Source organism: Vibrio sp. MED222, assembly GCF_000153005.1.
GTDB lineage: Bacteria > Pseudomonadota > Gammaproteobacteria > Enterobacterales > Vibrionaceae > Vibrio > Vibrio tasmaniensis_A.
In genome coordinates this window covers 589,485-613,833 of record NZ_CH902606.1, presented here as the reverse complement: position 1 = coordinate 613,833, position 24,349 = coordinate 589,485, and the positions used below count along the sequence as shown (strand labels likewise).

24 protein-coding genes are annotated in these 24,349 nt (G+C 43.8%); 14 read left to right on the top strand and 10 right to left on the bottom strand.

The genetic code is table 11. From position 1 onward, the window contains the following. Nucleotides 1–486 (bottom strand): disulfide oxidoreductase (locus MED222_RS18820; protein WP_009845488.1); only part of this gene is annotated, 486 nt, incomplete at its 3' end. Between the two features lie 271 nt (nucleotides 487–757). On the opposite strand from MED222_RS18820, the gene MED222_RS18825 reads away from it, so the two are divergent. Next, nucleotides 758–1,351 (top strand): OmpA family protein, encoded by a 594-nt coding sequence (locus MED222_RS18825; protein WP_009845487.1) that lies wholly within the window; start codon nucleotides 758–760, stop codon nucleotides 1,349–1,351. A 108-nt stretch (nucleotides 1,352–1,459) separates the two neighbouring features. Here MED222_RS18825 and MED222_RS18830 read toward each other — a convergent pair whose 3' ends face one another. Together MED222_RS18830 and norR are read right to left on the bottom strand one after the other, a co-directional pair. Further along, nucleotides 1,460–1,819 (bottom strand): glutaredoxin family protein, encoded by a 360-nt coding sequence (locus MED222_RS18830; RefSeq protein WP_009845486.1) that lies wholly within the window; start codon nucleotides 1,817–1,819, stop codon nucleotides 1,460–1,462. A gap of 89 nt (nucleotides 1,820–1,908) precedes the next feature. Beyond that, nucleotides 1,909–3,501 carry a nitric oxide reductase transcriptional regulator NorR gene (norR, locus tag MED222_RS18835; protein WP_009845485.1) on the bottom strand — a complete coding sequence of 531 codons (1,593 nt, stop codon included), beginning with the start codon at nucleotides 3,499–3,501 and terminating at the stop codon, nucleotides 1,909–1,911. Nucleotides 3,502–3,850: 349 nt separating this feature from the next. Between norR and hmpA the strand changes: the two genes are divergently transcribed. Next, entirely contained in the window at nucleotides 3,851–5,047 is a 1,197-nt protein-coding gene (gene hmpA, locus MED222_RS18840; RefSeq protein WP_009845484.1) for an NO-inducible flavohemoprotein, read from the top strand. Nucleotides 5,048–5,206: 159 nt separating this feature from the next. On the opposite strand, the gene MED222_RS18845 is transcribed toward hmpA, so the two are convergent. Next, nucleotides 5,207–6,154, bottom strand: coding sequence for a TDT family transporter (locus MED222_RS18845; protein WP_009845483.1), 948 nt, complete (start codon nucleotides 6,152–6,154; stop codon nucleotides 5,207–5,209). Between the two features lie 385 nt (nucleotides 6,155–6,539). Further along, nucleotides 6,540–7,946, bottom strand: a complete 1,407-nt coding sequence (gene clcA, locus MED222_RS18850; RefSeq protein ID WP_029225590.1) for a H(+)/Cl(-) exchange transporter ClcA — start codon at nucleotides 7,944–7,946, stop codon at nucleotides 6,540–6,542. A 540-nt stretch (nucleotides 7,947–8,486) separates the two neighbouring features. Between clcA and MED222_RS18855 the strand changes: the two genes are divergently transcribed. The 3 genes from MED222_RS18855 to MED222_RS18865 all read left to right on the top strand — a co-directional run bounded on the left by MED222_RS18855 (nucleotide 8,487) and on the right by MED222_RS18865 (nucleotide 11,696). Further along, nucleotides 8,487–9,470 (top strand): CobW family GTP-binding protein, encoded by a 984-nt coding sequence (locus MED222_RS18855; protein WP_009845481.1) that lies wholly within the window; start codon nucleotides 8,487–8,489, stop codon nucleotides 9,468–9,470. A gap of 182 nt (nucleotides 9,471–9,652) precedes the next feature. Then, nucleotides 9,653–10,939, top strand: coding sequence for a DEAD/DEAH box helicase (locus tag MED222_RS18860; protein ID WP_004731392.1), 1,287 nt, complete (start codon nucleotides 9,653–9,655; stop codon nucleotides 10,937–10,939). Nucleotides 10,940–11,075: 136 nt separating this feature from the next. Continuing rightward, nucleotides 11,076–11,696: a LysE family translocator gene (locus MED222_RS18865; RefSeq protein WP_004731394.1), complete on the top strand. Its 621-nt coding sequence runs from the start codon at nucleotides 11,076–11,078 to the stop codon at nucleotides 11,694–11,696. 259 nt (nucleotides 11,697–11,955) lie between these two features. Here MED222_RS18865 and MED222_RS18870 read toward each other — a convergent pair whose 3' ends face one another. Further along, nucleotides 11,956–13,983, bottom strand: a complete 2,028-nt coding sequence (locus MED222_RS18870) for a PhoX family protein (protein ID WP_009845480.1) — start codon at nucleotides 13,981–13,983, stop codon at nucleotides 11,956–11,958. Between the two features lie 252 nt (nucleotides 13,984–14,235). On the opposite strand from MED222_RS18870, the gene MED222_RS18875 reads away from it, so the two are divergent. The 6 genes from MED222_RS18875 to MED222_RS18895 all read left to right on the top strand — a co-directional run bounded on the left by MED222_RS18875 (nucleotide 14,236) and on the right by MED222_RS18895 (nucleotide 18,591). Continuing rightward, entirely contained in the window at nucleotides 14,236–14,577 is a 342-nt protein-coding gene (locus MED222_RS18875; protein ID WP_004731398.1) for a YggL family protein, read from the top strand. Between the two features lie 253 nt (nucleotides 14,578–14,830). Then, nucleotides 14,831–14,998: a hypothetical protein gene (locus MED222_RS22400; RefSeq protein ID WP_012600501.1), complete on the top strand. Its 168-nt coding sequence runs from the start codon at nucleotides 14,831–14,833 to the stop codon at nucleotides 14,996–14,998. Next, complete coding sequence (locus MED222_RS18880) at nucleotides 14,964–15,647, top strand: spondin domain-containing protein (RefSeq protein WP_009845478.1); 684 nt, start codon at nucleotides 14,964–14,966, stop codon at nucleotides 15,645–15,647. Before MED222_RS22400 ends, MED222_RS18880 begins: the two co-directional genes overlap by 35 nt. A 9-nt stretch (nucleotides 15,648–15,656) precedes the next feature. Next, nucleotides 15,657–16,337, top strand: a complete 681-nt coding sequence (locus MED222_RS18885) for a spondin domain-containing protein (RefSeq protein WP_009845477.1) — start codon at nucleotides 15,657–15,659, stop codon at nucleotides 16,335–16,337. Nucleotides 16,338–16,419: 82 nt separating this feature from the next. Then, entirely contained in the window at nucleotides 16,420–17,151 is a 732-nt protein-coding gene (locus MED222_RS18890) for a response regulator transcription factor (RefSeq protein WP_009845476.1), read from the top strand. Between the two features lie 66 nt (nucleotides 17,152–17,217). Then, nucleotides 17,218–18,591, top strand: coding sequence for a sensor histidine kinase (locus tag MED222_RS18895; protein ID WP_009845475.1), 1,374 nt, complete (start codon nucleotides 17,218–17,220; stop codon nucleotides 18,589–18,591). A gap of 168 nt (nucleotides 18,592–18,759) precedes the next feature. Here MED222_RS18895 and MED222_RS18900 read toward each other — a convergent pair whose 3' ends face one another. Together MED222_RS18900 and MED222_RS18905 are read right to left on the bottom strand one after the other, a co-directional pair. Continuing rightward, nucleotides 18,760–19,233 (bottom strand): hypothetical protein, encoded by a 474-nt coding sequence (locus MED222_RS18900; RefSeq protein ID WP_009845474.1) that lies wholly within the window; start codon nucleotides 19,231–19,233, stop codon nucleotides 18,760–18,762. Between the two features lie 158 nt (nucleotides 19,234–19,391). After that, nucleotides 19,392–20,321 (bottom strand): DMT family transporter, encoded by a 930-nt coding sequence (locus MED222_RS18905; RefSeq protein WP_009845473.1) that lies wholly within the window; start codon nucleotides 20,319–20,321, stop codon nucleotides 19,392–19,394. Nucleotides 20,322–20,470: 149 nt separating this feature from the next. On the opposite strand from MED222_RS18905, the gene MED222_RS18910 reads away from it, so the two are divergent. Further along, complete coding sequence (locus MED222_RS18910; RefSeq protein ID WP_009845472.1) at nucleotides 20,471–20,929, top strand: Lrp/AsnC family transcriptional regulator; 459 nt, start codon at nucleotides 20,471–20,473, stop codon at nucleotides 20,927–20,929. Between the two features lie 236 nt (nucleotides 20,930–21,165). Here MED222_RS18910 and MED222_RS18915 read toward each other — a convergent pair whose 3' ends face one another. Further along, nucleotides 21,166–21,408 carry a hypothetical protein gene (locus MED222_RS18915; RefSeq protein ID WP_009845471.1) on the bottom strand — a complete coding sequence of 81 codons (243 nt, stop codon included), beginning with the start codon at nucleotides 21,406–21,408 and terminating at the stop codon, nucleotides 21,166–21,168. 260 nt (nucleotides 21,409–21,668) lie between these two features. Then, complete coding sequence (locus MED222_RS18920) at nucleotides 21,669–22,244, bottom strand: hypothetical protein (RefSeq protein ID WP_009845470.1); 576 nt, start codon at nucleotides 22,242–22,244, stop codon at nucleotides 21,669–21,671. Nucleotides 22,245–22,340: 96 nt separating this feature from the next. Here MED222_RS18920 and MED222_RS18925 point away from each other — a divergent pair, with 96 nt between their 5' ends. Both MED222_RS18925 and MED222_RS18930 read left to right on the top strand, forming a co-directional pair. Then, entirely contained in the window at nucleotides 22,341–23,018 is a 678-nt protein-coding gene (locus tag MED222_RS18925; RefSeq protein WP_009845469.1) for an SH3 domain-containing protein, read from the top strand. Between the two features lie 567 nt (nucleotides 23,019–23,585). After that, nucleotides 23,586–24,326 carry an SDR family oxidoreductase gene (locus MED222_RS18930; RefSeq protein ID WP_009845468.1) on the top strand — a complete coding sequence of 247 codons (741 nt, stop codon included), beginning with the start codon at nucleotides 23,586–23,588 and terminating at the stop codon, nucleotides 24,324–24,326. Nucleotides 24,327–24,349 lie beyond the last annotated feature (23 nt).

The following is a 24,349-nucleotide window of genomic DNA, read 5'->3' as shown; positions in this document are numbered from 1 at the left end:
TTTCTTTACGTAGTCAAATAGAGCGACTTGCTGTTCTTTGTTCAGTTGGTATGGGCTAACCAGACCACGAGAAGTGAACGCAGTCTCTAGAGCTTGTTGACGTTGTTCAGGAGTCGCATCTGCACCCATTTGAACCGCACCAAATAGGTCGTCCATGAACGCGTGGTCAGGGGTCGCATCAAGTTGCATTACTGCTGTGTAGTAGATCATTGCGCTGATTTGAGCACTTTCATTGAACGTAACGTGCATCTTGCCAATAGTTTGGTCTGTTAGAGATTCGATCTCTGGAATTGCACTTTCCATTTGACGGCAGTGACCACAATTTAGAGAGAAGATTTCAGTGATCGGAGACAGGTTAAATTCAGTTAGAGCAGTAGGCAGCGCTTCGTATTGAACGCCTTTCTGTGGCTCGTCTGTTTCACTACAACCCGCGATAATCAGTACGGCAGCAAGTGCTGTGATGAATTTAGTAAATGGTTTAAACATAATGTTTGCTCTAGCGTTGAGAAGTCGTGAGATTCTAACTATTTAGTACGAATTGGAAAACAATTATAAGGTAAATAAATGCAAACAGTTGGAACGGGCGGGCGATGACAGGCGAGTTGACGATTAACTGTGATCAAAAACACTTTTTTTGGACGTGCTTTCTTTTCGTATAAAGTTTTTGTCTAAAGTTTTTCTCTCAGTGCCGATATAGACATTAGTGAATGGTTTATCTGCATAAGTGGTTGGTGAAGTAATGAGATATTTAGCGATAATGTTAAGCATAGCTTTGGCTGGGTGCGAAACTACGTTACCAACAGGGTTATTCGGTGAGGATATGTTACAAACTGCACCGAAAACTGATTATGACATTATGTACCCTGAATGGGGTGTGGTTCAAACCACTCATCAGCAAGGAACTATTACCACTAACTACGGACGTGGTGTTTCGACCAATGATCCACTGGAAGTCTTTTTAAGACAAAACCGTATCGATTTTGAAGTTTTACCTGGCAACCATGTGATGGTAAAGCTTGTACAGCATGTGAACTTTAAAACAGGTTCGACATCTCCTGAACCCGCTTACAACAATTGGTTGGACACGTTAGGCAGCTATCTTTCTCGACGCCAAGACATTGATGTCGTCATTGAAGGACACACGGATAATACAGGCAGTGATCGTGTTAATGATCCGCTCTCTGAACAGCGCGCAAAAGAAGTGAAAGCTCGCTTAGAAAGTAACTATGTTTCGAGTCGTGCTATTTACACCCGCGGTTTCGGTGAGTACGTTCCCGCGTGTAACAACGCTTCAGCACAAGGTAAAGCCTGTAACCGCCGTGTAGAGTTGATGCTGATTGTGGCGAAATAGATGCGAGAAGCTTGATTCTTTGAATCGAAAGAGCGTATCGATTACAGACATAAAAAAATCCCTCATGAAGAGGGATTTTTTGTATTTAGCTTGTGTTGCTTTTTCCGCTTATGCGAACTGTTTTTCTAAGTAAGATACGATATCCGAAGATTCGTACATCCACTCAGTTTTACCGTCTTTCTCGATACGTAGACAAGGCACTTTCACACGACCGCCGCCAGCTTCAAGCTCTGTACGGTGTTGTTCGTTGTTTTTTGCATCACGAAGTTCAAACTGAACAGACTGACGTTTCATCGAGCGTCGTACTTTTACACAAAATGGACATGCTTCGAATTGGTACAACGTGTGCGTTTTTGCCTGTTCGTTCACTTTGCTTTGTTCTTCTTGAGAACGCTTCACACCGCGTGGGCTGAAAACAAAATTCAACAGCAAGATGACGCGACCTAAAAACCAACGGATAAACTTCATAACTCTCTCTACATATTTAAAATTAGCGTTACAATTTGCAGCATTATATACACAAGTTTTGTCAGATGCTCGCAACAAACCGCTAATATCTATTTTGTCCGTTCGATCGTGTGAGACTTCGCCACATTTAGCCCTAAACGTTTGGACAGGCGAGTCAGGTTTGCTCGGTCTGTTTTCAGAACTCGCCCTGCTTGCGCCCAGTTAAAGTTGGCATCTTCCAACACCTCAGTGATGATGCTGCGTTGAAAATCATCGGTAGCGCCACGTAAACCTGCAGATAGGTCGATCGTTGGTGTTGATAAAGGTGTGTTTTTTACCTGTGTCGTCGCTATAGGCTGATCTTGGTCGAGTGGGCCACAATCTTCTTTAGTGATTGTCACGAGGTTTTTGTTGGTGCTACGAGCTAATGCTTTTAGTGCTGAACGGCTAATCACGTGCTCAAGCTCACGTACGTTACCTGGCCAACCGTAACGGTTTAAAAATACCAGTACATCAGAGCGGAATTTAACTTGGTTGATACCAAGTTTACGACGTGCCTGTTCTAGGAAGAAGCCTGCTAGCAAGCTGATGTCGTCACCTCGGTCTTTCAGAGCTGGCACTGCGATAGGGTACACACTCAATCGGTGGTATAAATCGGCTCTGAATCGACCGTCTTCAACTTCTTGCTTTAAGTCTCGGTTGGTTGCAGCTAAAACACGAACATCAATAGTTTGAATGTTGTCTTGGCCTACAGGTTGGATTTCGTTGTTTTGCAGTGCACGCAATAGCTTACTTTGTGCTGCTAAAGGCAATTCACCAATTTCATCTAAGAATAGCGTGCCGCCATCGGCTAGAGCAAACTTACCTAAGCGGTTTTTGTCTGCACCAGTAAACGCGCCACGAACGTGACCAAATAGTTCACTCTCTACCAAGTTCTCAGGAATAGCTGCACAGTTGACATAGACGAGTGGGTTACGTTTACGCTGCGATTGGTGATGCAGGGTTCGAGCAACGAGCTCTTTACCAACACCTGTATCACCATGAATCAGAATATTAAATTCAGAGGGTGCGACAACCGCGATATCGTTTTTAAGCGCGACCATGGTGTCACTATTACCAATCAATTCGCCGCCGTCACGTTCCCACGCTTCAACATTCAGCTCTTCCAGTAATTGCTTTGACTGTTTTGCTTGATGTTCAAGTTGCGAGAAAGTCATCGCCATTTGCATCGTAGAGGCAGCAATAGCAGCGAGAACTTCTAGGTTCCGAGCAGGAATATTCGCGAAGACATCAGGTTTTAGGCTGTCGAGGGTTAGTACCCCTAACAATTTGTCACCAAAAAGAAGAGGCAAACCCATACAGGCATGCATAGGCAAATCGCCGTCGTGGTCGATCAGTAAGCCATCGAAAGGATCAGGCAATGAGCTATCCGCATCAAAACGAACTGGAGAACGCGATGCACAAATCGCATCAAAACGTGGATGTTCTGAAATAATAAAGCGGCGACCGAATGTATCTCGACTGAGCCCTTGCATTGCGATGGGTACTAGCGTGTCGCCTTGAAGGCTTAAAAGTGCGACACAATCACACGTTATGGTTTTGCGAATGGCATCGATTAAGCGATTGAAACGGTCTTGATCGTTCACACCGCTGGCTAAACCAATGGTCATTTCCATGAGAGTGGATGCTGAGATATCTTGCATAAAGGGCTCATACTGTTTGTATTTTTATACATGGTAGAGTCTTTATGACATAAAAAAAAGGTCTTTTTGACTAAAGTTTGAAGAGGGTTTTTGAAGGAATGCTAGGCACAACAAGCTTTCGCATGTTGGCACCGTTTGTGCAGTGTGTCCATTGCGTGTTGTCTATATGACTGAATAACTGACCTATCATTGATTTGAATCAATTAATGCGAATTTATCAGTCCACGTAATTCTCATAAAAATAGTAGCCAAAGAGCTCATTGAGAAAGAATTAATATAAAGTCATCTTTAAATAAAATTAGTCAATTTGACATGAAAGGTCAAAAGACTAAGTGTTCGGAGTAAATCAATGCTAAACAATCTACATATCAACATCATCAAATCGACGATTCCTCTTTTAGAAAGCGCAGGCCCTGCTTTAACTCAACACTTCTATCAACGCATGTTCACGCATAACCCTGAATTGAAAGATATCTTCAATATGACTCATCAAAGAACAGGTCGCCAAGGTGTCGCACTGTTTGAAGCTATCGCAGCTTATGCAAAGAACATCGAAAATCTAGCAGCGTTAACCTCAGCGGTTGAGCGTATTGCACAGAAACACACAAGCTTTAATATTCAACCAGACCATTACCAAATCGTTGGTCTTCACCTAATTGAAACACTGCGTGAATTAGCTGCTGATGCATTCACCCCAGAAGTAGAAGAAGCGTGGACTGCGGCTTACCTATTCTTAGCGCAAGTATTCATCGACCGTGAAGCTGAACTTTACCTACAGCGCAAGCAAGCTGTTGGTGGTTGGGAAGCTGCACGTGCATTCGTAATTGCAGATAAAATTGAAGAATCAGCATTAGTAACAAGCTTCATCCTACAACCAAAAGATGGCGGTGACGTTCTGGATTATACGCCAGGACAATATATTGGTATCGAAGTGAAACCTGAAGGTGCTCAGTACAGCGAGATCCGTCAATACTCACTATCAGACAAGCCAAACGGCAAGCAGTACCGAATTTCTGTGAAACGTGAAGGCCAAGGTCAAGAAACTCAAGGCGTAGTATCTAATCACATGCACGATACTGTTGCTGTCGGTGATGAAGTTAACCTATATGCCCCAGCGGGTGACTTCATGTATCAAGAGCGTAGCAAGCCAGTAACGCTTATCTCTGCAGGTGTGGGTGTAACACCAATGCAATCAATGCTTGAGTTCTTAAACAACCAGCAGAAAAACGAACCTGTACTGTACCTTCACGCTTGTGAAAACGTAGGTCAACACTCTTTCACGACTCGCGTTAAAGATATTGTTGCCGATAAAGGTTGGGAAGCGAAAACGTGGTACATGAACAAAGGCGAGTCTGCGTGTGAGAACACACATGAAGGTCAAATGGATCTAGCGTCTATCTCCGATACTAAAGGCTTTGAAGAGAGTGATTTCTATATCTGTGGCCCTGTTGGTTTCATGAAAAACATCGTAGAGCAGTTAGACGCACTCAAAGTAGATCGTTCTCGCGTACACTACGAAGTCTTTGGCCCTCACGCTAATTTCTAATAGCTATCGCTAGTTCTATTAACACTCGCCTGAACTATTGACACCTTGCCTATTCAAAGGCCTCACATTGTGAGGCCTTTTTTCGTTTGGTTTGTCCAGCGAGAGACAATTGGAGATTGGAGTAGGGGGTGATCAGGGTAAGATCTTCTGGTGTTCGTTTTAAGAACGCTTAACCTTTTTGGACATGTAATCAGAATCAAAAAACTCAGGCCAGTACATTTTCACATAACCGCCTGCCACCCAAATCACTAGGATGGTCGCGATGGTTAATTCAAAGAAGCCGAATTTATGCAGCCAATACCATTGTGGGTATTCAGCACCGAAAAATGTGGTTAAGCGGTGCATCGCAATGGCGCTGATCACGGACGGGAAGGTGACGGCTGCAATCGAAGGTTGGAACTTAAGACGCATTAGACGGATGTAACATAAGTAAATCAATAGAGTCATGGTGATAGCAATGCCAGCCAATGCTCCTGTCAGAATCGGATCTGGGTTGTCGAAGTTCACCAAGTAAGCGGCTAAAGATAAGTTAACCGGAGCCGCCATGATTGCGAGTGTTGGTCTTGCTCGACGTGGCAGGTTTCCTTCGAATACCAAGCGGTACAACACCACTGGCAGCATTAGGAAATAGATACCGATACAAGTGGCCGCCAGTGTCTCTGAAAAAACGGTGTGTCCAAACTGTGTACCTGCTAAGGAACTGCTGATTAACCCCACGGGATACAGGAACCAACTCGGCACAATGTTCGACATTTTGAAATTGAGGATCTGGAAACTAAAGAACAACACCATCATGGTAAAATGCAATAACAACGCGCAGAACCAAACTGGGTAAGCAATGACTGGAGAGATTTCGGCTAAATAGTCGCATAGAATCAATAACGCCATGCTCATTGGTGCCATCAAGCTTCCACTAAGCGGGTGACGAATGTCATTGATAAAAGTATCAAAACTTGTGAGATAACGAAGTAAAACGGGCAGCAATAACAGTGCGCCAAACGCAGCAAGGTAAGGACGAATGATCTCACCAACCCCTGGCAGATATAATGCCCAAGCTTGTCCTAGTCCAATAACGCCAAGTGCCAAAGACGCCTGAGATGGCGGCACATTTTTTACTTGGGTTAACCTTCTCCAGTTCAACGCCTTTCTCCAACTAGTTATTTATAGAATATGAGTTATATAGAATGTGAGCTGTTTATATAATATGAGTCAATTATAGAATTTTTGCTCTAGAGTGAGCGCTCAGCTGTGTCCTCAATAGATGTTAAGGACACTCAAATAATTTTGAGTGGATGATAGCAAGTTTAACGTTTGCTTTTTTGACTTTGATACGAAATCGGGACATTAAGCACGAGGAAAGTGTGCTTTATTTTTTGAGTGATTTATAAATACCGAGCTTGGTTTGCTCATGTATCAGTGGAACTTGACTGTATTAGTGGAACTTAACGAGTTACGTTTAAGTCCCACATTTGAGCTACCGTTCTCAATGTCGTTAACGTACTTCCTCTTGCTGAGGGAGGTCTTGTTGTCTTAGCTTCTCGTTTTTCAGCGTACGGTTAAGCAGCTGACTGTAAATTGGCTGTCCACCTAACATCTGAGCAATGATTACCGCGCCTAAGCAGGTGATGATCAACGGCAAGATGAGGTAGTAGTTATTGGTCATTTCAATAACCAACAGTATGCCTGTGATAGGTGCTCGCACGGTGGCGGCAAATAAGGCGCCCATGCCGGCAATCGCAAACATACCCGGCTCTATGTTCAGTTCAGGGAAGAATGCAGCTGCGATAAGCCCAAACGCGTAACCAAAGAGTGTTCCTAGAGCAAGCATTGGTGCAAAGATACCACCCGGTGCACCAGAGCCGAAACAAAGTAGCGTGGTCAGCACGCGCCCTAAGAAGATTAACAGCAGCACGTTTGCGCTGTAGTTGCCATTAGTGATATTTGGGATGATACCAATACCACCGCCAGTCAACTCTGGTATATAGAGCAGCAATAAGCCAAAGCAACCGCCCAACAGGGAGCCTGTCATTAAGTAGCGTTTACGATCATTCTTGTGTATTGCAACAAACAGGTCTTGCGAAAGTGTAATCAGCTTATTGAAAATTACACCAAACAGGCCGAACAATACGCCTAACAACAAGAATAACCACAGAGCATCGAGTTCAGGCGGTTGGTATTGAGGCATTGTGATAACGGCAGATTGGCCATTGATCGAACGAAATACAATATTGGCTGAAACCGCCGAGATGATGACGGCTTTGATTGAAATGAGTGAGTAGCGAAACTGTGGTCTCATCTCCTCGACTACAAACATGATTCCGGCGAGTGGTGCGTTGAATGCCGCGGCCAAACCACCTGCGGCACCCGAAGCCAATAGTGAATGTCGGGCGTCGTCATCTTTGACTCGAAAGATATCGGTGACCATGCGGCCAATACTGCCGCCCATTTGAACGGTTGGTCCTTCACGGCCTAAAACCATACCAGAACCTAATGCGCCCATACCGCCAAAGAATTTTACTGGCAATACTCTCCACCATCGAACAGGGCGCATACCGTCCATCGCCCCTTCAATTTCAGGGATGCCTGAGCCTGCAGCCTCTGGAGCGAAACGGTGAACAAGGAAGTAACCAATAAAGGCAAATGCAGCACTAATAAGGAAAGCGGCGAGCCAAAGAGGTAAATAGCTACCGATTTCATCTTTAAGCCAATCGGTACGAGTTTCGGTGATGAAATGAACAGCGACTTCGAAATAGGTACCCACCACGCCAGCAAGTACACCTACAATACAAGAAAGAAAGAGAACGGAAGCGGGTGTTTTATCTCTTGAGAGAAATTGATTAATAGCATCCCTTGGCATTTTGGCGAGTAGGGACTGCTTAATTTTCTCTCTTCTGGTCATTGAGATAAGGCTCCTGAATGGGTTGAGGCGGGACTGCAATAAATTATACGCGTCCTCTGCATATCCTATAGCAGCAAAGATGCAAAGTTGAATTTCATTTATGGAATATACGTGTTACATAAATGGAATCTATAGGCAATAGTTGAATCGCCGTCACAATTTTGATCGATTCTCCGGTGGCGGCTTGAATATCCCCAAAAATGAACCATAGTTAAATCGTAAAGCAACATAACGAACCGCAAGGAGAAGTGAGGTTTTACACACAATTTGGATGGATTCAGAATAAAGTTTTAGTTCCTCGTTAAATGTTCAGGTCGATATTTAAGGCTTCCTGATTCGCGAACTCACGATTGAGTAACGAGGGTGAGGCGTACTGAGTAAGTACGCCTTTAGTTCGTCTGGAGCATTCCTTTTTCATAGTTCCCCCCTTTCTAGTGACACTCATACAACTTCTGGCTTAAATCATTCTCCGTATAAACAAGCGATTGGGGTCAATTTCTCCGTGATTGTGTATATACTCCTAAAAAAAGGAGAACTGATATGACCAAAAAAGTTCCTACAAACATAATTACGGGTTTCTTGGGTGTTGGCAAAACGACAGCTATTTTGAACCTGCTCAAAAATAAACCTGAGAATGAAAACTGGGCTGTCCTGGTTAATGAGTTTGGCGAAATCGGCATTGATGGCGCATTAATGACAGACCAAGGTGCTTTAATTAAAGAAGTACCGGGTGGCTGCATGTGTTGTACTGCAGGTGTGCCTATGTCGGTAGGTATTAATGCCTTACTGCGCCAAAAACCGGACCGTTTATTGATTGAGCCGACAGGGCTTGGTCACCCTAAACAAGTGATTGCGACACTGACTTCCGATCAGTACACGCCTTATGTTGATTTAAAAGCGACGCTTGGTTTGGTTGACCCTCGAAATCTTTCTAATGAAAAGTACACCTTGAATCAGAATTTTAATGATCAACTAAATAGTGCAGATGTGATTCTTGGTACTAAGGTTGACCTTGTTCATTCTGAAGACATTGATGTGTTTAACGATTGGGTGACGGATCAAACGCCAGCAAAAGTCTTCCATAAGCTAATTCACGATGGTGAAGTGCCATTGGAAGTGTTGGACATTGAAAGAGTATACGGCAGTGCTTCCTCTCATATTGAAGCACATCATCACGATCACGCTGAACAAGAGCCTCAATTCCAACTTCCTCCCGGTGAAGCGTTCATCCGTAAAGAGAATAAAGGACAGGGCTATTTCAGTTGCGGTTGGTTGTTTGGCGCAGAGCATAAGTTCGACTTCGATGCGCTATTCTCTATGTTGTCGGATCTAACCGCTGAACGTGTAAAAGCCGTCGTGAACACCGACCAAGGTTGCTACGCATTAAATGTGGCGAATCAAGTCGTGTCTGTGAACGAAATTACGCTTGATGGCTTTGAATCTCGATTAGAAGTGATCGACTCGCAGCTCATGCCGTGGGGCGATCTCGAGCAGATTCTACTCAAGCTGTGTGGTATCAAATAGCGCTATTTTTACTGTTTGAACTGATGATCTCGGTGTTTACTTCGTTGAAGGTGGGGTAAACACCAGATTAAATGAGAAAGTTTGCGTTATATCACGATAAATGTGAGATAAATCACTCTAATTACTTTATAGTGCTCGGCTGAAATAAGAATGTAGGCTGTCTGCTTAAGGAACCCGTAACAATGTCATTTTCCTCTCAAGGTTTTGCTCCTGAATTAGTCAAAGCGTTGACTGAGTGTGGTTATGAAAAACTCACTCCAATTCAACAAAAGGCGATTCCAATGGCTCGTAAAGGCCATGATATTTTTGCTACTGCTCAAACCGGTACGGGTAAAACAGCGGCATTTTCATTGCCTGTTATTCAGCACCTTTTGAACAGCGGTAAAAAGGCGTCTAGAGGAACGGCTCGCGGCCTTATTCTTGCTCCAACTCGAGAGCTCGCTGCGCAGATCGCTCAAAACATTAAAGACTACGTTAAATACACTGAACTAAGCGTTTCAGCGGTTTACGGTGGTAACAAAATGTCTTCACAAGTTCGTCAATTAGAACTGGGTGTGGATATTTTGGTTGCAACACCTGGCCGTTTGGAAGAACACTTAGAAGCGGGTAACGTGTCTATCGCAAACCTAGAGTTTCTAGTATTCGATGAAGCTGACCGTATCCTTGATATGGGCTTTATCAATGCCGTTCGTAAGATCATGTTGGATGTAGAAACATCGCCGCAAATCATGATGTTCTCGGCAACGACTTCTACTCAGTTAAACCAACTGTCTGTTGATATTCTACGTAAACCAAAACGTATTAGTGTTGAGCGCGAAAACTCAACGGCTTCTACTGTTGGTCACGTGGTTTACCCTGTGGATCAAGAGCGTAAAACAGAACTGCTTTCTGAGCTGATTGGCCGTAAAAACTGGCGCCAAGTGCTTGTGTTCGTGAACTACAAAGAAACAGCGAATGACGTCGTTAAAGAGCTTAAATTAGACGGCATTAAAGCGGTACTTTGTCACGGTGATAAAGCACAAAGCGCTCGTCGTCGCGCATTAGATGACTTCAAAGAAGGCAGAGCACGTGTGATGGTAGCAACCGACGTTGCAGCTCGTGGTCTTGATATCGAAGACTTACCACATGTAATTAACTACGACATGCCTTTCCTAGCGGAAGATTACGTTCACCGTATTGGCCGTACAGGTCGCGCTGGTAAACAAGGTCATGCGATTTCTTTCGTTAACCGCGAAGAAGAGTTGACTGTTGTTCAAGTTGAAACACTGATTCAACAACGTATTCGTCGTGTTGAACAACCGGGTTATGAACCGAAGAAACGTGATGCTTACATCGAGAAGCTGAACACTAAATCGGCGTACAAAAACCGTCAGGGTCGTAAGAACAACGCGAACGAAGAACCTCAAGATCAAGCAAGCGCTGAACGTCGTTTGACTATGATGAAGCGAATTAAAAACCGTCGTAAGTAAAATTACGGTTGGTAATGGAAAAGAGCCACTGTATTGTGGCTCTTTTTCGTTGTGTCGCTAAATATAAGGTAGCTCCTTAGAAAGACAGCTCAACAAGCTAAACACTTAAATAAAAATAAGTCGATAAGGTAATAATATGGATAGCGCACTACTTTGGGCTTTTATTCCCACATTTTTCTTTGTGTCAATTACGCCCGGTATGTGTATGACCTTGGCTTTGACGCTAGGAATGAGTGTTGGATACAAGCGTACATTATGGATGATGATCGGTGAATTGGCTGGTGTTGCGGTGGTTTCTATTGCTGCGGTATTGGGTATTGCATCTATCATGTTGAATTACCCTTGGTTATTTACGGGTTTCAAATTTGTTGGTGCAGCTTATTTGTTCTATTTAGGCGTCCAGATGTGGCGCTCAAGAGGCAAATTGGCGATTAGTACTGACAACCAAACAACAAAAGTCAGTAATGATTGGGATTTGGTGGTGCAAGGCTTCGTGACAGCGATTGCGAATCCGAAAGGTTGGGCATTCATGATTTCGTTACTGCCTCCTTTTATTAACAGTAATAAAGACTTAGCACCGCAGTTGTTGATTTTAGTGTCTATTATTCTGGTGTCTGAGTTTGTCTGCATGACCTTGTATGCGACAGGTGGTAAGAGCCTAAAACATATGCTTGGTAAAGCCGATAACGTTAAGTTGATGAACCGCATTGCAGGTACGTTAATGATGGGCGTTGGTGTGTGGTTGTTCGTTAGCTAATTCTGGTTAGCCTACAACGAGCAGAGATCACCGACTCAGTCGTTCCTCCTTCTCGAGGATGACGGTGCGTGATTTGGTTTGGAGTGAAGAGCAGTTTACAAAGCCGCAGACCATTAGTTGAGTCAAAGAGCGTATAGAATATAAAAAGAGCGATAGGGCGTTTGGCCTTATCGCTCATTTTGATTTTACTTAGCTAGCGAACAGAAACTAGATAACAGTAAGGTTGCTGATCTTTTCTGATCTTAGCTAGATTTGCTTATTAAACCGCGATTTCACCGCCGTCTTCACGGCGAATCACAACGGTAGATGCTCTTGGGCGAACATTGCCTTGAGTTTGTGCCGTTGCATCTTCTGAAGATGGCCAGTTTGCTGGGTGTTGAATGTTCACAAACAGTGATTTGAAATCTGGGCTGATGGTAAAGCCAGTTACTTCACATCCGTTTGGACCAACAAAGAAGCGTTTAAGTTGCGCTTGGTTGTTTGCATCAATTACCGCGCTGTTGCCGTTGTCATCCGTTAACTGAGATGGAACCACTGCCAGCATTTGGTCATTGGTGTAGCCAGTGACTTCGTCTGCGCCGTTATCTGTCTGAATCCACAAGATGCCACGAGCATCAAACGCTAAGCCGTCAGGGCTCGCGAATTGGTTCATGTCTGTTAGACCTGAGCGGTTAATAGTCTTGTCTTCCACTGCTGGAGAGCCAAATACGAAGATATCCCAATCGAAGTCGCCTGCCGTTTTTCCTTCATCCCAACGGATAACATGACCGAACTTGTTGTCTACGCGAGGGTTTGCAGAGTTCGCTTCTTTACGCTTGTTGTTATTAGTCAGCGTTAGGTAAGCCGTGCCTGTCATTGGGTCAACAGAGCACCATTCAGGGCGATCCATTGGCGTTGCACCAACAAGGTCGGCAGCGCCTGCTGTATTGATGATAAGCGCTGCTTGAGAATCAAATGAATCACCAAGTTTGCCGCCATTCGTGGTCTTGCTACTCAGAGTTAGCGGTAGCCAAGTGCCTGAACCATCATCGTTGAACTTAGCCACATACAGTGTGCCTTTGTCCATGTACTTGTCACCCGCACTTAGACGGTTACTTGGCTCAGCGTCACGCGGGTCCCATTTCTCTTCAGAAACGAATTTGTACAGGTATTCAAAACGAGAGTCGTGGCCAGAATAGAACACGATAGGCTCACCTTCAGTAAGTTTGCCAAACGTACAACCTTCATGACGGAAACAACCCAATGCTGAACGCTTCTTAGCGCGAGAGTTCGCTGTGTATGGGTCGATTTCAACGATGTAGCCGTGGCCGTTTGCTTCGTTACGGTAATCGTCCATTGCTGAGTCACCTGTTGGTGTTACGTCAAAGCGTGCAAACTCGTCTAAGCGTTCTTGTTTGTTACCTGAAAGCGTGTCCCAACCGTAACGCGTTTTGTCGGTAGCGATACCAATACGCTCTTGCGCTGGCGTCGTTGCGCTTTTATTAACAAAATAACCCGGCCAGTTCTCTTCACACGTTAGGTAAGTACCCCATGGCGTGTAACCATTACCGCAGTTATTTAATGTGCCGCGCGCTTGGCTGCCGTCTTGTGAGAATTTCGTTTTGGTAAACTCACTGTGAGCAACAGGGCCAGAAAGATCCATTACGGTCGCGCCCGTGTAGCGGCGGTTAAGTGGATCGTTATCCACCATTATCCATTGATTACCTTCAAGCTTAACGCGAACAACACTCACGCCGTGTGCGTTGATCTCTTTGCGTACTTCATCAAGGCTAGGGCGGTTGCCTTCATCGTATGTTGGACCATTAGCGTGCAGTGCTTTTTGGTCGATGTATTCGTGGTTGATCACCAACAAGCCGTCGTTACTGTTGCCATCAAGCGGGAAGAAGTGCATGCCGTCGTGGTGCATGCCCAGTGAGTTCGCTTGATCTTGTGCGTTGTTGGTTCCATCTTTTAACCAAGCCTTGCCTTGCTTATTCAGTGGGGTACCCCAAGGAACCAATACTTGTGCTGTATAGCCTTTTGGTACAACGACACTGTCTGTCAAAGAGCCTTTAACCGATTCGAAGGCAAGTGTTGCGGTGCTTTTGTGCGCGCCCGTTGCTTGCATTGTCGTAGCGTTAGCCGTGCTATGACCCGCTAAACCAAATGCGCCAAAGGCGGTCATTGCACTGATGCCAAGACCGCCTTTCAGAACGTTTCTTCTTGAAAGGTTCGCATCTAGAACTTCTTCGAAGGGCTTGTTGGTACTCTTGTTAAAGCGAGTGCTATCAAATGTTTCCTTGCTCATCGGGACTGCTTCCTGTTGGCTGACTTTATTATTCGTTATTCACGTGTAACCAAGCTATTTCTAATGAGTTAATAGTTGGTTCAATGTGTGAACAATCGTGAAGCAGTTAAGTGACAGATTTTTATAGTTTTGATTAAGGTTTTGTTTCTGCAGCACGATTTTTCCCGTTAAGCCTCTCGTGTAATACAAAACTCTTGGGAATTAACGAGGAACTGTGTATAAATGCTTTATCAAACGAAAAGAGAGACAGTTATGAAATTAGATAAAATCGAAAACAAAAATCGTCGCCTACGCAAGAAATTATACCTAGGTGAATTCGCTATTTTAGGTTTTGAAGTAAGCTGCACGACTTCGATTGCTGATTTTGACCAGTACGATGTGTTCATTGATGAATTCATCGATTTTATCGATAGCATCGGTCTGTGCTTTGGTGGCGGTGGCCTTGAGCTGTTTGAAGGTTTCTTATGTTCTATTGAGCGCTACCGTTCAGTGACAGAAGCAGAGCAACTGCAAGTAGCGCAGTGGCTTGAAGCTCGCGCAGAAGTAAGCAAAGTTGAAGTAAGCGAACTTGTTGACGCAAACTACGCATTCTAATTTGGTGGTGTATGGTTCGCTCAGCTGAAATCGATTGAGCTTTCGTGAGAGAACTTTGACACATCAGATAAAAGGCCCAGTCGGTATGTCGATTGGGCCTTTTGCGTTTGGTCTGCGCTATTCTTGAACCATGATTCCTTGTCTAACTCTCATTTCTAGAACGAGAGTTTCTAACTATATATCAGTCTCTTAGAACTATATTTCTGGATAGTAATAAGTTTGAATAAACTTGTGAGAGTTTTATGAGAATTCAATGAAGTTGCTGATAGATTTGATCGCCATTCTTAGAGTCAACAACACCACAGTTCGTTCTGGCAAAGGTAACGGTATATCGCTGTTATTCGTTTTGTTGGCAACGATAGGACTCGATAAAGGATGGAATCAAAATGAACAAACGTACTCAAATCAGCTTAGTGATTAGCTCGGCTATGTTGGCCTTCGGAGCGGCTCAGGTTCAGGCTGCAGAGCTTGAGGTGACCGTTACCAACGCAACGAAAGGGATCTACTTTACGCCTATCTTGGCAGCCGCTCATGACTCCAGCTTGTTCATGTTTAGAACGGGTGAGAGTGCTTCTGCGGAATTGGAATCGATGGCCGAAGGTGGCGATATTTCAGGTCTATCGAGTTTGATTGCAAACGCGGGTGGTGTGGTGGTTGAAAACCCAGCTACCGGTATTCTTAATCCGGGCGTCGCAACTACGTTTGATATCGACACCGGTGATTTAGCTTACTTGTCATTGGGTGCCATGCTGCTGCCAACCAACGACGGCTTTGTTGGCTTAGACAGTTGGAAAATCCCAACTCAAGCGGGCACCTATAAAGCGACCCTCAATGGCTATGACGCAGGCACAGAAGCCAATGATGAGCTAGCGGGCAGCATGCCAAACCCGCCATTTATTACCTTTGGTGCTGGTGGTACTGGAGTTGAAACTGCAGTCTCAAACGCTAAGGTTCATATTCATCCGGGCAACATTGGTGATAGTGACGCGGCTGGCGGAATCAGCGACCTCGATAGTAGCAGTCATCGTTGGTTAAACCCTGTGGCTACTATCACCATTGTTGTGAAGTAAGGGGGATGTATGAAAGCTAGAATTCTATTTATCGCTGCATCAGTAGCTGTGTTAGCAGGTTGTCCGGACGATGACGACGATTACTATCGCTATGATGTGAGTGTGACTAACCTCACCCCCAATCAACCTATGTCGCCCCTCGCGGTATTGACTCACAATACGAATTTTGACCTGTTTGAAGTTGGGCAAAGTGCCTCTGTCGATCTGGAATACTTAGCGGAAGGAGGCAGTAATGCACAATTGCTTGCGCTCAGTGACAGTGACGCCAATGTTTATCAAGGCATCTCAGGCAATGGGCTGATTCTTTCAGGTGAGAAAGACACGGTGTCTATTCGTGTTGACCCAAATCAAGAAGGGTATATCTCAGTTGCTTCCATGTTGGTGAACACCAATGATGCGTTTGTTGGTGAATCCGGTTTGTCACTCAAGTCATTAGCGGTGGGTGATACCTTTGTTATGAACATGAACGTGTGGGATTCAGGAACGGAGCTGAACGATGAGCTTGCTGCAACTATCCCAGGGCCCGCTGGCGGTGGTGAGGGCTTTAATAGCGTAAGAAATGATAATGATGTGGTGAGCTTCCATTCAGGTGTCATTAGTCAAGATGATGGATTATCGACCTCAGCTCTAAGTGCTAATCATCGCTTCCTTAATCCAGGTGCGAGAATCATCATTACCCGAACTGAATGATTGGGTTAAGCGTGAAATGAAAGGATTCCTGCTCTGTTCCGGTCAATTGAAAGGTGGGTAGACTCCGAATAGAGCAGGGAACATGAATAGTGCTGTGGTAAATTTGATGGTAAACATATTACTGGTTGAAGACGACGATGATTTAGCGGAACTGGTGCAAATGCATCTCAAGTTTCAAGGTCATCACGTCGAAAGAGCCAATACAATTGAAAAAGCGCAGGGCCTATATCTGGATGGTCAGTTTGATTTAGTCGTACTGGATCGTGGCTTACCAGACGGTGATGGACTCGATTTCTGTCGAATGTTGCGTCAGCAAGAGGATTGGACGCCGGTACTCATGTTAACCGCAAGGGATGCTGAGCTAGATAAGGTCTCAGGCTTAGAAGCCGGTGTTGATGACTACATAACGAAACCTTTTAGCGTTCTCGAGTTTCAAGCAAGAGTGAGGAACGTGCTTCGCCGTTTAAGCCATGTGGAATCGGCCACTCAAGAGGCTATGACAACAGAATCAATTATGAATTTTGGCGGGCTCATTATTCAACCTGAACGCCATCAGGTGTCACTCAATAATCAAGACGTACCACTGACTGCTACCGAGTTTACCTTACTTCACTTCTTAGCAACCCGCCCGGGGCGTGTGTATAGCAAAGACGAGCTGCTCGAGCACGTTTGGAATACTCATCACTCTGGCTATCACCATACTGTGTGTAGCACGGTCAACCGTCTAAGAACCAAGCTTGCGATGCCAAATAGTGATGATGATTTCATTAAAACCGTTTGGGGTGTTGGCTATAAGTTTGAGTCGAAAGCTTAGGTCTATGTGTCGCGCCCTAAGTTTACTAACAAGCCAGTAAGACCTACGAGCCATCGAGGAGAGAACATGAGTTTCAAATCGCGTTTAGTGCTGTTCACAAGTTTGTGGTTTTTGTTGGTAAGTGTGGTGATTGCTTACACCTATCATTGGCAAAAGGAGACCATAGAACACAGAACCAAGCAGAGCTTACATAAAGAGCTCGCGGTTCATATGCGCGATGATAATCCTCTCATGATTGGTACAGACTACAATCCCAAAGCACTCAAATCTATATTCCATACCTTGATGTTGATAGGGCCTGATTTTGATATCTATTTTCTGGATAGTCAGGGCAATATCACCACCAATGCAGCACCTGAAGGCACTGTGTTAGCCAATCAGATAGATCTAGCACCCATTCAACAGTTCTTAAATGACGAGCCTTATCCTATTTTGGGCGAAGACCCGATCAACCCAGGCTCTCCTAAAGTATTTTCTGTGGCGGCGATTGAAGAGCTAGGCTCGACGGTGGGTTATTTGTATGTGGTGATAGGAAGTAATCGCCATACTGTGATCACCAACTCTCAGGTTGATACACCATACATCGCACTTGCAGGGCTTGTGCTGGTTTCTATTTTTGGCTTTGCGATTGGAGCTTATCTGCTAGTGAAACGCAGTCTGTTGAACCCAATAGAGGCGGTAACCAATAAATTGCAGCAACAAGCTGAGCAAGATTTTAGATTGGAACCTAACTTTGTTCATCAAGTGCCAGAATTGGTGCCCATTGCACGTTCTTATCAATTGATGGCGAAACACATCCAACAACAGTTTTTGCAGCTTGAGTATCAGTCATCACACCGAAGACAAAGCTTATTACAGCTCAGTCATGATTTGAAAACGCCATTATCGAGTGTTCTTGGCTACCTAGAAACGTGGAAGATTCAAAATCCGAAGTCAGACCCGTTGATTGACGTCGCTTACCGTAATGGCAACAAGTTGTCTGAACAGCTCCATTCATTACTCGATAGCGCCAAGAATGATAATCCTGTGCCTACGTATCAATACGCTTCAATCGATTTTAATGTGCTGATGAACGAATGCTTAGAAACGATACAAAGCCAGTATCGCCACAAGAATGTTGAGTTGAACGTCAATATACCTATTGGAATCAAGGCTGTGGGTGACAGTGATTTACTTGAGAGGCTGATCTTGAATCTGCTAGATAATGCGTTGAGGCATAGCCCGAGTGGAACAATGGTGTCGTTAGATGTAGGTTTAGAATCGGATTCAAAACGGGTGAAGGTCATTATCCATAATGAAGTTGAACGAGAGGCCCCTAATGGTTCGTTAGGTATTGGCACCAAAATCGCTCAGTCGATACTGATGTTGCATCATAGTGTTTTAGAAACAACAAAAGCAGAAAACTCATTTCAACAAAGTTTCTATTTGCCTTCGGTTTAGCCCTGTCTGTCTTCGATTTAGTTCTAATTTCTTTCGATATCGTTCTACTTGCCGCCGTTCTAGGGGATAGGCGAGTTGTTCTTTGAGTAACGAACAACTCGTTGAGCAGCTTTTAAGTTGAGAAGTTAAGAAGTTAAGAAGTTAAGAAGTTTTTAAGTTGAAGGGGCTTTATGCGTCTTTTTTGGCTTCGTTGCCTTCATTGCCTTCATTTAGTTCAGCATAGAAGTGCAGCAACTCTGTGAGCTCTTTTACCCAACCAAATGCTTCTGTCGGTGCTTTCAACAAAATCTTCTCGACTTTGTCACAGTGAGTTTCAAGGCTGATCGCTTGTTCAAGGTTGAACGACATTGCATAGAAGTGCCAAAGCAACAGTCGAGTCATGCGCTCGATGTTTTGCTGTGAGTTATCCGACTCACTAAACGCAAGATTCACTTCACTCAGCGCGATTGCTGTCATTCGCAACATCGCATCAAACTTCGCTGATTGCATACGCTCTTCATTGGTCACTTCTTCCTGTTCGAACGTAAACAGTTCCGTCATTGCATCTTCAGGGACAAGGCGATGAATCATTCTTAAACTAAATTCTTCTAGTTCTTCACGAGGCATGTTGTTTAAGCAAGTTAAAGTGTAATCGCGTTGCATGGTGTTCTCTTGGATCTGCAAAAAGGTCAGACAGTTTAATGGAGAAGCGAGTTCAGAAAAAGCAGATTTTAGATAAGCCTACGTTTGTAGGCTTATCTATGTACTACAAGCCCTAAAATTGATGTTTAGGGAAACTGTATTTAGGTTTGAACGCAGTATCAGGCTTTGCTATGGCTTGGCGGTTGATATTGCATAGACTGGTCGTTTCTCATGAAAATGTTGCTCGCGACCAAGCTGCCGATACAAATTGAACCAAGCGCTAACCAAGTCATCGTATCCGGAATTTCGTTGAACAGTGGGATCGCCAACAAGGTTGCAACAGCAGGTGTTGCACTACCAAAAGCGGCTGAGCGTTCTGCTCCTAGTGTATTAACAGCATATAGATAAGTGAATGCCGCTATTAAGCCTGCACCGACGCCTTGCACCGCTGAATGTACGGCAAGCTCTGTGACTGGCCATTGAGCAATTGGTGTGCTCATTAAATGGCTAGGGAGGGTTCCTGTAAGGATAAGGACCAGCAACAGCAAGGTGGAACAGAATGAGATAAAACCTGCACTCACGAGCGCATTAAGGTTGGCAACACGTGCTGAGATGGTAAACGTCGCCCACATCAAACTGCCAAACAAAAACAACACGTGACCTTTGGTATATTCAAAGTTGAAGCTGCTTAAGCTACTTCCCAGAAACAACAATATCCCAAGCGAAACCAGACCTAAACCAACGACACGGTGTCGGCTAAGCGGCTGCTTAAAAAAGAGTACCGCGATCCCTGTTACGAATAGAGGAAGCGTTCCCGGAACTAAAGCACTCCCGTGTGATACCGGAACGAACTGCATGGCTGTTCCTGCAACGAGTAAATAAGGTAACCCGCACCCCACAAACATACCGGCCAAGTATCGATTCGGGACAGCAGCGATCGTGCTACGTGCTTTCCACACCAAAGGTAATAACGCCAATGCTGGCATGAGGAATCGAGTCAGTGCGATGTCTGCAGGTGTTAAATCTGAATTTGCGCCGCCTTTAAGAGAAAGGAAAAAGCTCGCCCAGATGAGCAGAGTGACAGTAATTGATAAATAGCCAAGCTTCATAATAAACAAGGAAAGTGAATGATGATTAATTATGGGGTACTTGGTGTGCCATAGGTTGGCAAGTTTTGTTCTAACTTGAGTTACCGTTGATGATTTCTGCTAATATCTTGCCAATTGTTAATGAATTTAACCAATAATTGGTATTTGCTATGGATAGGATTGATAGACATCTTCTTGAGTTGCTTCAGAAAGACGGCAGGCTAACCACCGCAGAGTTAGCTGATGAAGTTGGCTTATCGGCTTCACCGTGCGCGAGGCGCATCAAAAGACTGGAAGAAAAAGGGATTATTGATGGTTACCGTGTGAGCCTGTCACGGGAACAGGTCGGCATCGCAATGAGCGTGTTTGTTGAGGTGAGCTTGAACAACCACCAAGAAGTGTCGATTGATAAATTTGAAAGTGCGGTTGTCGAGATGGAAGAGGTCATCAGCTGCCACGTTGTATCTGGGGCTTATGATTACTTGTTAGAAGTTGTCAGCCCTAACTTGATGGCTTACGAAGCATTTACCAGAAAGCTACAGCGACTCTCCAACGTAAAAGACATACATACCCATCTTGCGATTAGGCAAGTGAAAGGCAATGCGCCACTTCCGGTTTATACGGACTGACTGTTTATGCGAGCTAACGGTTTATACGAACAAACGGGCTATACGAACTAACAGTTTATACCGACTAAGCCGTAGGTAGGTGACACGCTGCCCGATGACATGAGCTGAAAACGAAATGATTTTATGACTAATAGGAAGTACGGTCGCTATTAACGGCTATCTGACGAATGCGGATACGCAACAATAAAAAACGGAGCACCTCGTGAAAGGTACTCCGTATATGATAGGTGCAAAACTTAGTGATACTTAAAGTTAGAGATTGAACAATCCCCGGTTTGAGCGTTGATTCTGAATGAAAAAGCATGTGAATGATAATCCACACCGTCATTCCAAATCGTCTCTCCAAATATCTTACATAGCTCTAGCTCACTTACTGAACCGAACTCTTCCATGTGTTTAGCGACAGATAAAAGTTTACCTCTTATCTCTGCAGTCCCTTCCGTGTTACTCAAGCAGTTGAAAGCCATAGTTTTTTGCATATTACCTAGCCAAAATATTTCTTGTTATTAAGTTATATGAATAATCATGATAACAATTTTCTGGCGTTTGTAAATCTATTTTGTGATGAATATCTCACATAGTCGCTTGCATTGGTCGGAAATTGAACGTCATTGTTGATAGTTACCACATTAGTTTTACAACTTATTGATAAAGCTTTGATTGATTGTATTTCTGAATGTGTTGGTTTGTTCGAACTATGATTATTGGGATAATCAAGTTAAGCAAGTGAGTAATCATTTTAGTTTTGTACATCGTTTATCGGTTGGTTTGTGTGGCGAGCTTCGTCAATCATCGTCGCTTCTTTACGGTATTTTGAAGAGAGCTGACGAAATTTTTTACTGAGTGTATGAAGATCTTGCGAGAGTGATTGTGAGCTTTGTACATGCGCCTGCGCACTTTCTGTCTGTCGCGGTAGTTTTGCGTTGGTGCAATGTTTAGCGACGGCTTGCCAAGAATGCGTTAGAGATTCCGCCCCATCTAGCTCGGTAGACACAACGTATGCCTGTTTTAATAGAACCTCAGAGACATCGTAAGCGGTATTCATATGACTATTGAGCTGTACATTAAACCTTTGTTCGTACTTTGCCCAAAGTTCAATGATCTGCTTTTTGGTGAAATGTTTGGATAACAGCGTTTGTGATTCATAGGTTGAGAGAACTTGGTTGAATTCTTTAGTGTATTGGTTGTACCGCCCTTCAAATGAGAGTTGGCGGTCCAACAGTACTTGCCAGTTTTCACGGTCACAATGGTTTGCTAGCGCGAAATTAGCACTCAAAGGTACACTCACAATGATAACCTTCACCCAAAAACTCATGACTTTCCTCTACTTACTGCGTTCTCTATAGAGAGTATAGATGAGCAGCAGCATGAGTTGATGTACACTTGAAAGATACCTAAAACGGAAGAGCTGGTGGATTTGATGAAAAAAGCGCTGATCGCTTTACTTGTGTTGTTAATATTGGGCGGAGGAGCGGCGTATTACTTCTTGGTCATGAATAAAGACCCAATTCCACCAGAGAAAATGGAAGAGCCAGCTGCAGAAGTTGCTCAGCAGTCAGATTCTGACCTCGCACCCATCATGGATCTTCAGCCTGAACCAGAACAGACCGAATTTTACGTTTTGGATAGAAAGCTCGAAGTGGTAGAGCAGCCTGAAATTGATGGTTTGATAACCGACTATCTTTATAAGGGTGAAAAGGTCGAACTACTAGAGAAGCAAGGCGAATGGGCTCGTATCTCTGACTATATTGTTTTAAAGGAAGGCGGACCACAGACGGCGGAATGGATTTCAATGTCTGGGCTATCTAGTGATGAAGTGATTATCTCTGAGCAAGAAAACAGAGAGATACTAGATTCATACTTATCTAGATCCGATGATCTGAAGCTCCATCAAGAGAAGTTCCGCAACACGGTAGCTAAACTTATCTCTGAAGGGGAGTGTGACCCAAGTGATTTTGAAGAGTTAGGCGGTTGGGTTAAATCAGTTAAATACAGCAACCGAGACGTTTATTTTATTTATTGTGGTGGGTTGTCTCTTGAAAACAAAATTTATCTAGATGTAAATACTAATGAAATATTCACGAAGTAGGATCCGATTCCTATTTAATATGAGTATTAGTCACTGACTTTTAATTACTTTATTTCCCAAAATATTAACTAAAGCCTACTCATAGATTGAGTGGGCTTTTTTATGCTATCTATAATGCTGGCTTTTTCTATTTACCCTGTAATTTATATTGAAGCTTATATATAACCATCATTAAATATTTATTAATGGGTAATAAAGTCTTTCCTATTATTCTCATGATCAATTGTTTCGAATTCCCACATTGCATTCTTCTTGAAACAAGCTAGGAAGTGTTGGTTTATCTCGAATTAACAAAGGCTTACCTGCTTGTTGATAAAGTCGAAAGTAAGTAAAGCTTATTTATTTCAGTGCCTTAAGATGATTTACATGTGTGTAACATTTCACTATAACTGTAAGGCAAGTCACGTTTTTAATCATAACCCCAAATTATTTTCGATTTGTAATAATACTTTTTGATTTTGAGTTGTAGGGTTTAATTAAAGCAAAACGTAAAGTTTAATTATCAACTAAGACATTATCTTATTAACATCATTGTTATTTAATTGCTTGTAAGGGATGGAATCATTAATGAAAAAGCTTGCTTTAATTACAGGGTCAAAAGGCGGTATCGGCTCAGCAATTTCCTCTAAGTTAGTTGCAGATGGCTATCGTGTTATCGCGACTTATTTTACTGGGAATTACCAATGCGCATTGGAATGGTTTAATGAGAAACAATTTACTGAAGATCAAGTGAGATTGTTTGAATTAGATGTCACCAATACTGCGGAATGTGCGCTGAGCTTAAGCAAGTTGTTAGAAGAAGAAGGCACGGTGGATGTGTTAGTCAATAACGCAGGTATTACACGTGATAGCGTCTTTAAAAAGATGGATGCCGAAGCGTGGAAAGACGTGATTGAAACAAACTTAAACAGCCTTTTCAACGTGACTCAACCTCTGTTCGCTCCAATGTGTGAAAAGGGTAACTGCCGAGTCATCAACATTTCTTCAGTGAACGGTCTTAAAGGTCAATTCGGACAAACTAATTACTCAGCAGCGAAAGCTGGAATGATTGGTTTTTCAAAAGCCTTGGCAGCAGAGGGGGCTAGAAGCGGAGTGACGGTAAACGTGGTTGCCCCTGGCTACACAGGCACACCTATGGTTGAGCAAATGAAGCCTGAAGTCCTTGATTCGATTAAAAACCAAATCCCAATGAAACGTCTAGCGACGCCTGTAGAAATTGCAGACGCAGTGGGCTTTTTAGCAAGTGAATCTGGCGCGTACATTACAGGCGAAACACTGTCTGTGAATGGCGGCTTGTACATGCACTAATTGGCGAAACTGAAGGGAATGGA

What these genes read in the sequence shown, in the direction of transcription:
- MED222_RS18830 (WP_009845486.1), bottom strand. Translation starts at nt 1,819, where the DNA reads ATGAAGTTTATCCGTTGGTTTTTAGGTCGCGTCATCTTGCTGTTGAAT.
- MED222_RS18930 (WP_009845468.1), top strand. Translation starts at nt 23,586, where the DNA reads ATGAAAAAGCTTGCTTTAATTACAGGGTCAAAAGGCGGTATCGGCTCA.
- MED222_RS18900 (WP_009845474.1), bottom strand. Translation starts at nt 19,233, where the DNA reads ATGCAACGCGATTACACTTTAACTTGCTTAAACAACATGCCTCGTGAA.
- MED222_RS18865 (WP_004731394.1), top strand. Translation starts at nt 11,076, where the DNA reads ATGGATAGCGCACTACTTTGGGCTTTTATTCCCACATTTTTCTTTGTG.
- MED222_RS22400 (WP_012600501.1), top strand. Translation starts at nt 14,831, where the DNA reads ATGAAGTTGCTGATAGATTTGATCGCCATTCTTAGAGTCAACAACACC.
- hmpA (WP_009845484.1), top strand. Translation starts at nt 3,851, where the DNA reads ATGCTAAACAATCTACATATCAACATCATCAAATCGACGATTCCTCTT.
- clcA (WP_029225590.1), bottom strand. Translation starts at nt 7,946, where the DNA reads ATGACCAGAAGAGAGAAAATTAAGCAGTCCCTACTCGCCAAAATGCCA.
- MED222_RS18860 (WP_004731392.1), top strand. Translation starts at nt 9,653, where the DNA reads ATGTCATTTTCCTCTCAAGGTTTTGCTCCTGAATTAGTCAAAGCGTTG.
- MED222_RS18875 (WP_004731398.1), top strand. Translation starts at nt 14,236, where the DNA reads ATGAAATTAGATAAAATCGAAAACAAAAATCGTCGCCTACGCAAGAAA.
- MED222_RS18880 (WP_009845478.1), top strand. Translation starts at nt 14,964, where the DNA reads ATGAACAAACGTACTCAAATCAGCTTAGTGATTAGCTCGGCTATGTTG.
- MED222_RS18915 (WP_009845471.1), bottom strand. Translation starts at nt 21,408, where the DNA reads ATGCAAAAAACTATGGCTTTCAACTGCTTGAGTAACACGGAAGGGACT.
- MED222_RS18905 (WP_009845473.1), bottom strand. Translation starts at nt 20,321, where the DNA reads ATGAAGCTTGGCTATTTATCAATTACTGTCACTCTGCTCATCTGGGCG.
- MED222_RS18825 (WP_009845487.1), top strand. Translation starts at nt 758, where the DNA reads ATGTTAAGCATAGCTTTGGCTGGGTGCGAAACTACGTTACCAACAGGG.
- MED222_RS18920 (WP_009845470.1), bottom strand. Translation starts at nt 22,244, where the DNA reads ATGAGTTTTTGGGTGAAGGTTATCATTGTGAGTGTACCTTTGAGTGCT.
- MED222_RS18855 (WP_009845481.1), top strand. Translation starts at nt 8,487, where the DNA reads ATGACCAAAAAAGTTCCTACAAACATAATTACGGGTTTCTTGGGTGTT.
- MED222_RS18890 (WP_009845476.1), top strand. Translation starts at nt 16,420, where the DNA reads ATGAATAGTGCTGTGGTAAATTTGATGGTAAACATATTACTGGTTGAA.
- MED222_RS18870 (WP_009845480.1), bottom strand. Translation starts at nt 13,983, where the DNA reads ATGAGCAAGGAAACATTTGATAGCACTCGCTTTAACAAGAGTACCAAC.
- MED222_RS18910 (WP_009845472.1), top strand. Translation starts at nt 20,471, where the DNA reads ATGGATAGGATTGATAGACATCTTCTTGAGTTGCTTCAGAAAGACGGC.
- MED222_RS18895 (WP_009845475.1), top strand. Translation starts at nt 17,218, where the DNA reads ATGAGTTTCAAATCGCGTTTAGTGCTGTTCACAAGTTTGTGGTTTTTG.
- MED222_RS18885 (WP_009845477.1), top strand. Translation starts at nt 15,657, where the DNA reads ATGAAAGCTAGAATTCTATTTATCGCTGCATCAGTAGCTGTGTTAGCA.
- norR (WP_009845485.1), bottom strand. Translation starts at nt 3,501, where the DNA reads ATGCAAGATATCTCAGCATCCACTCTCATGGAAATGACCATTGGTTTA.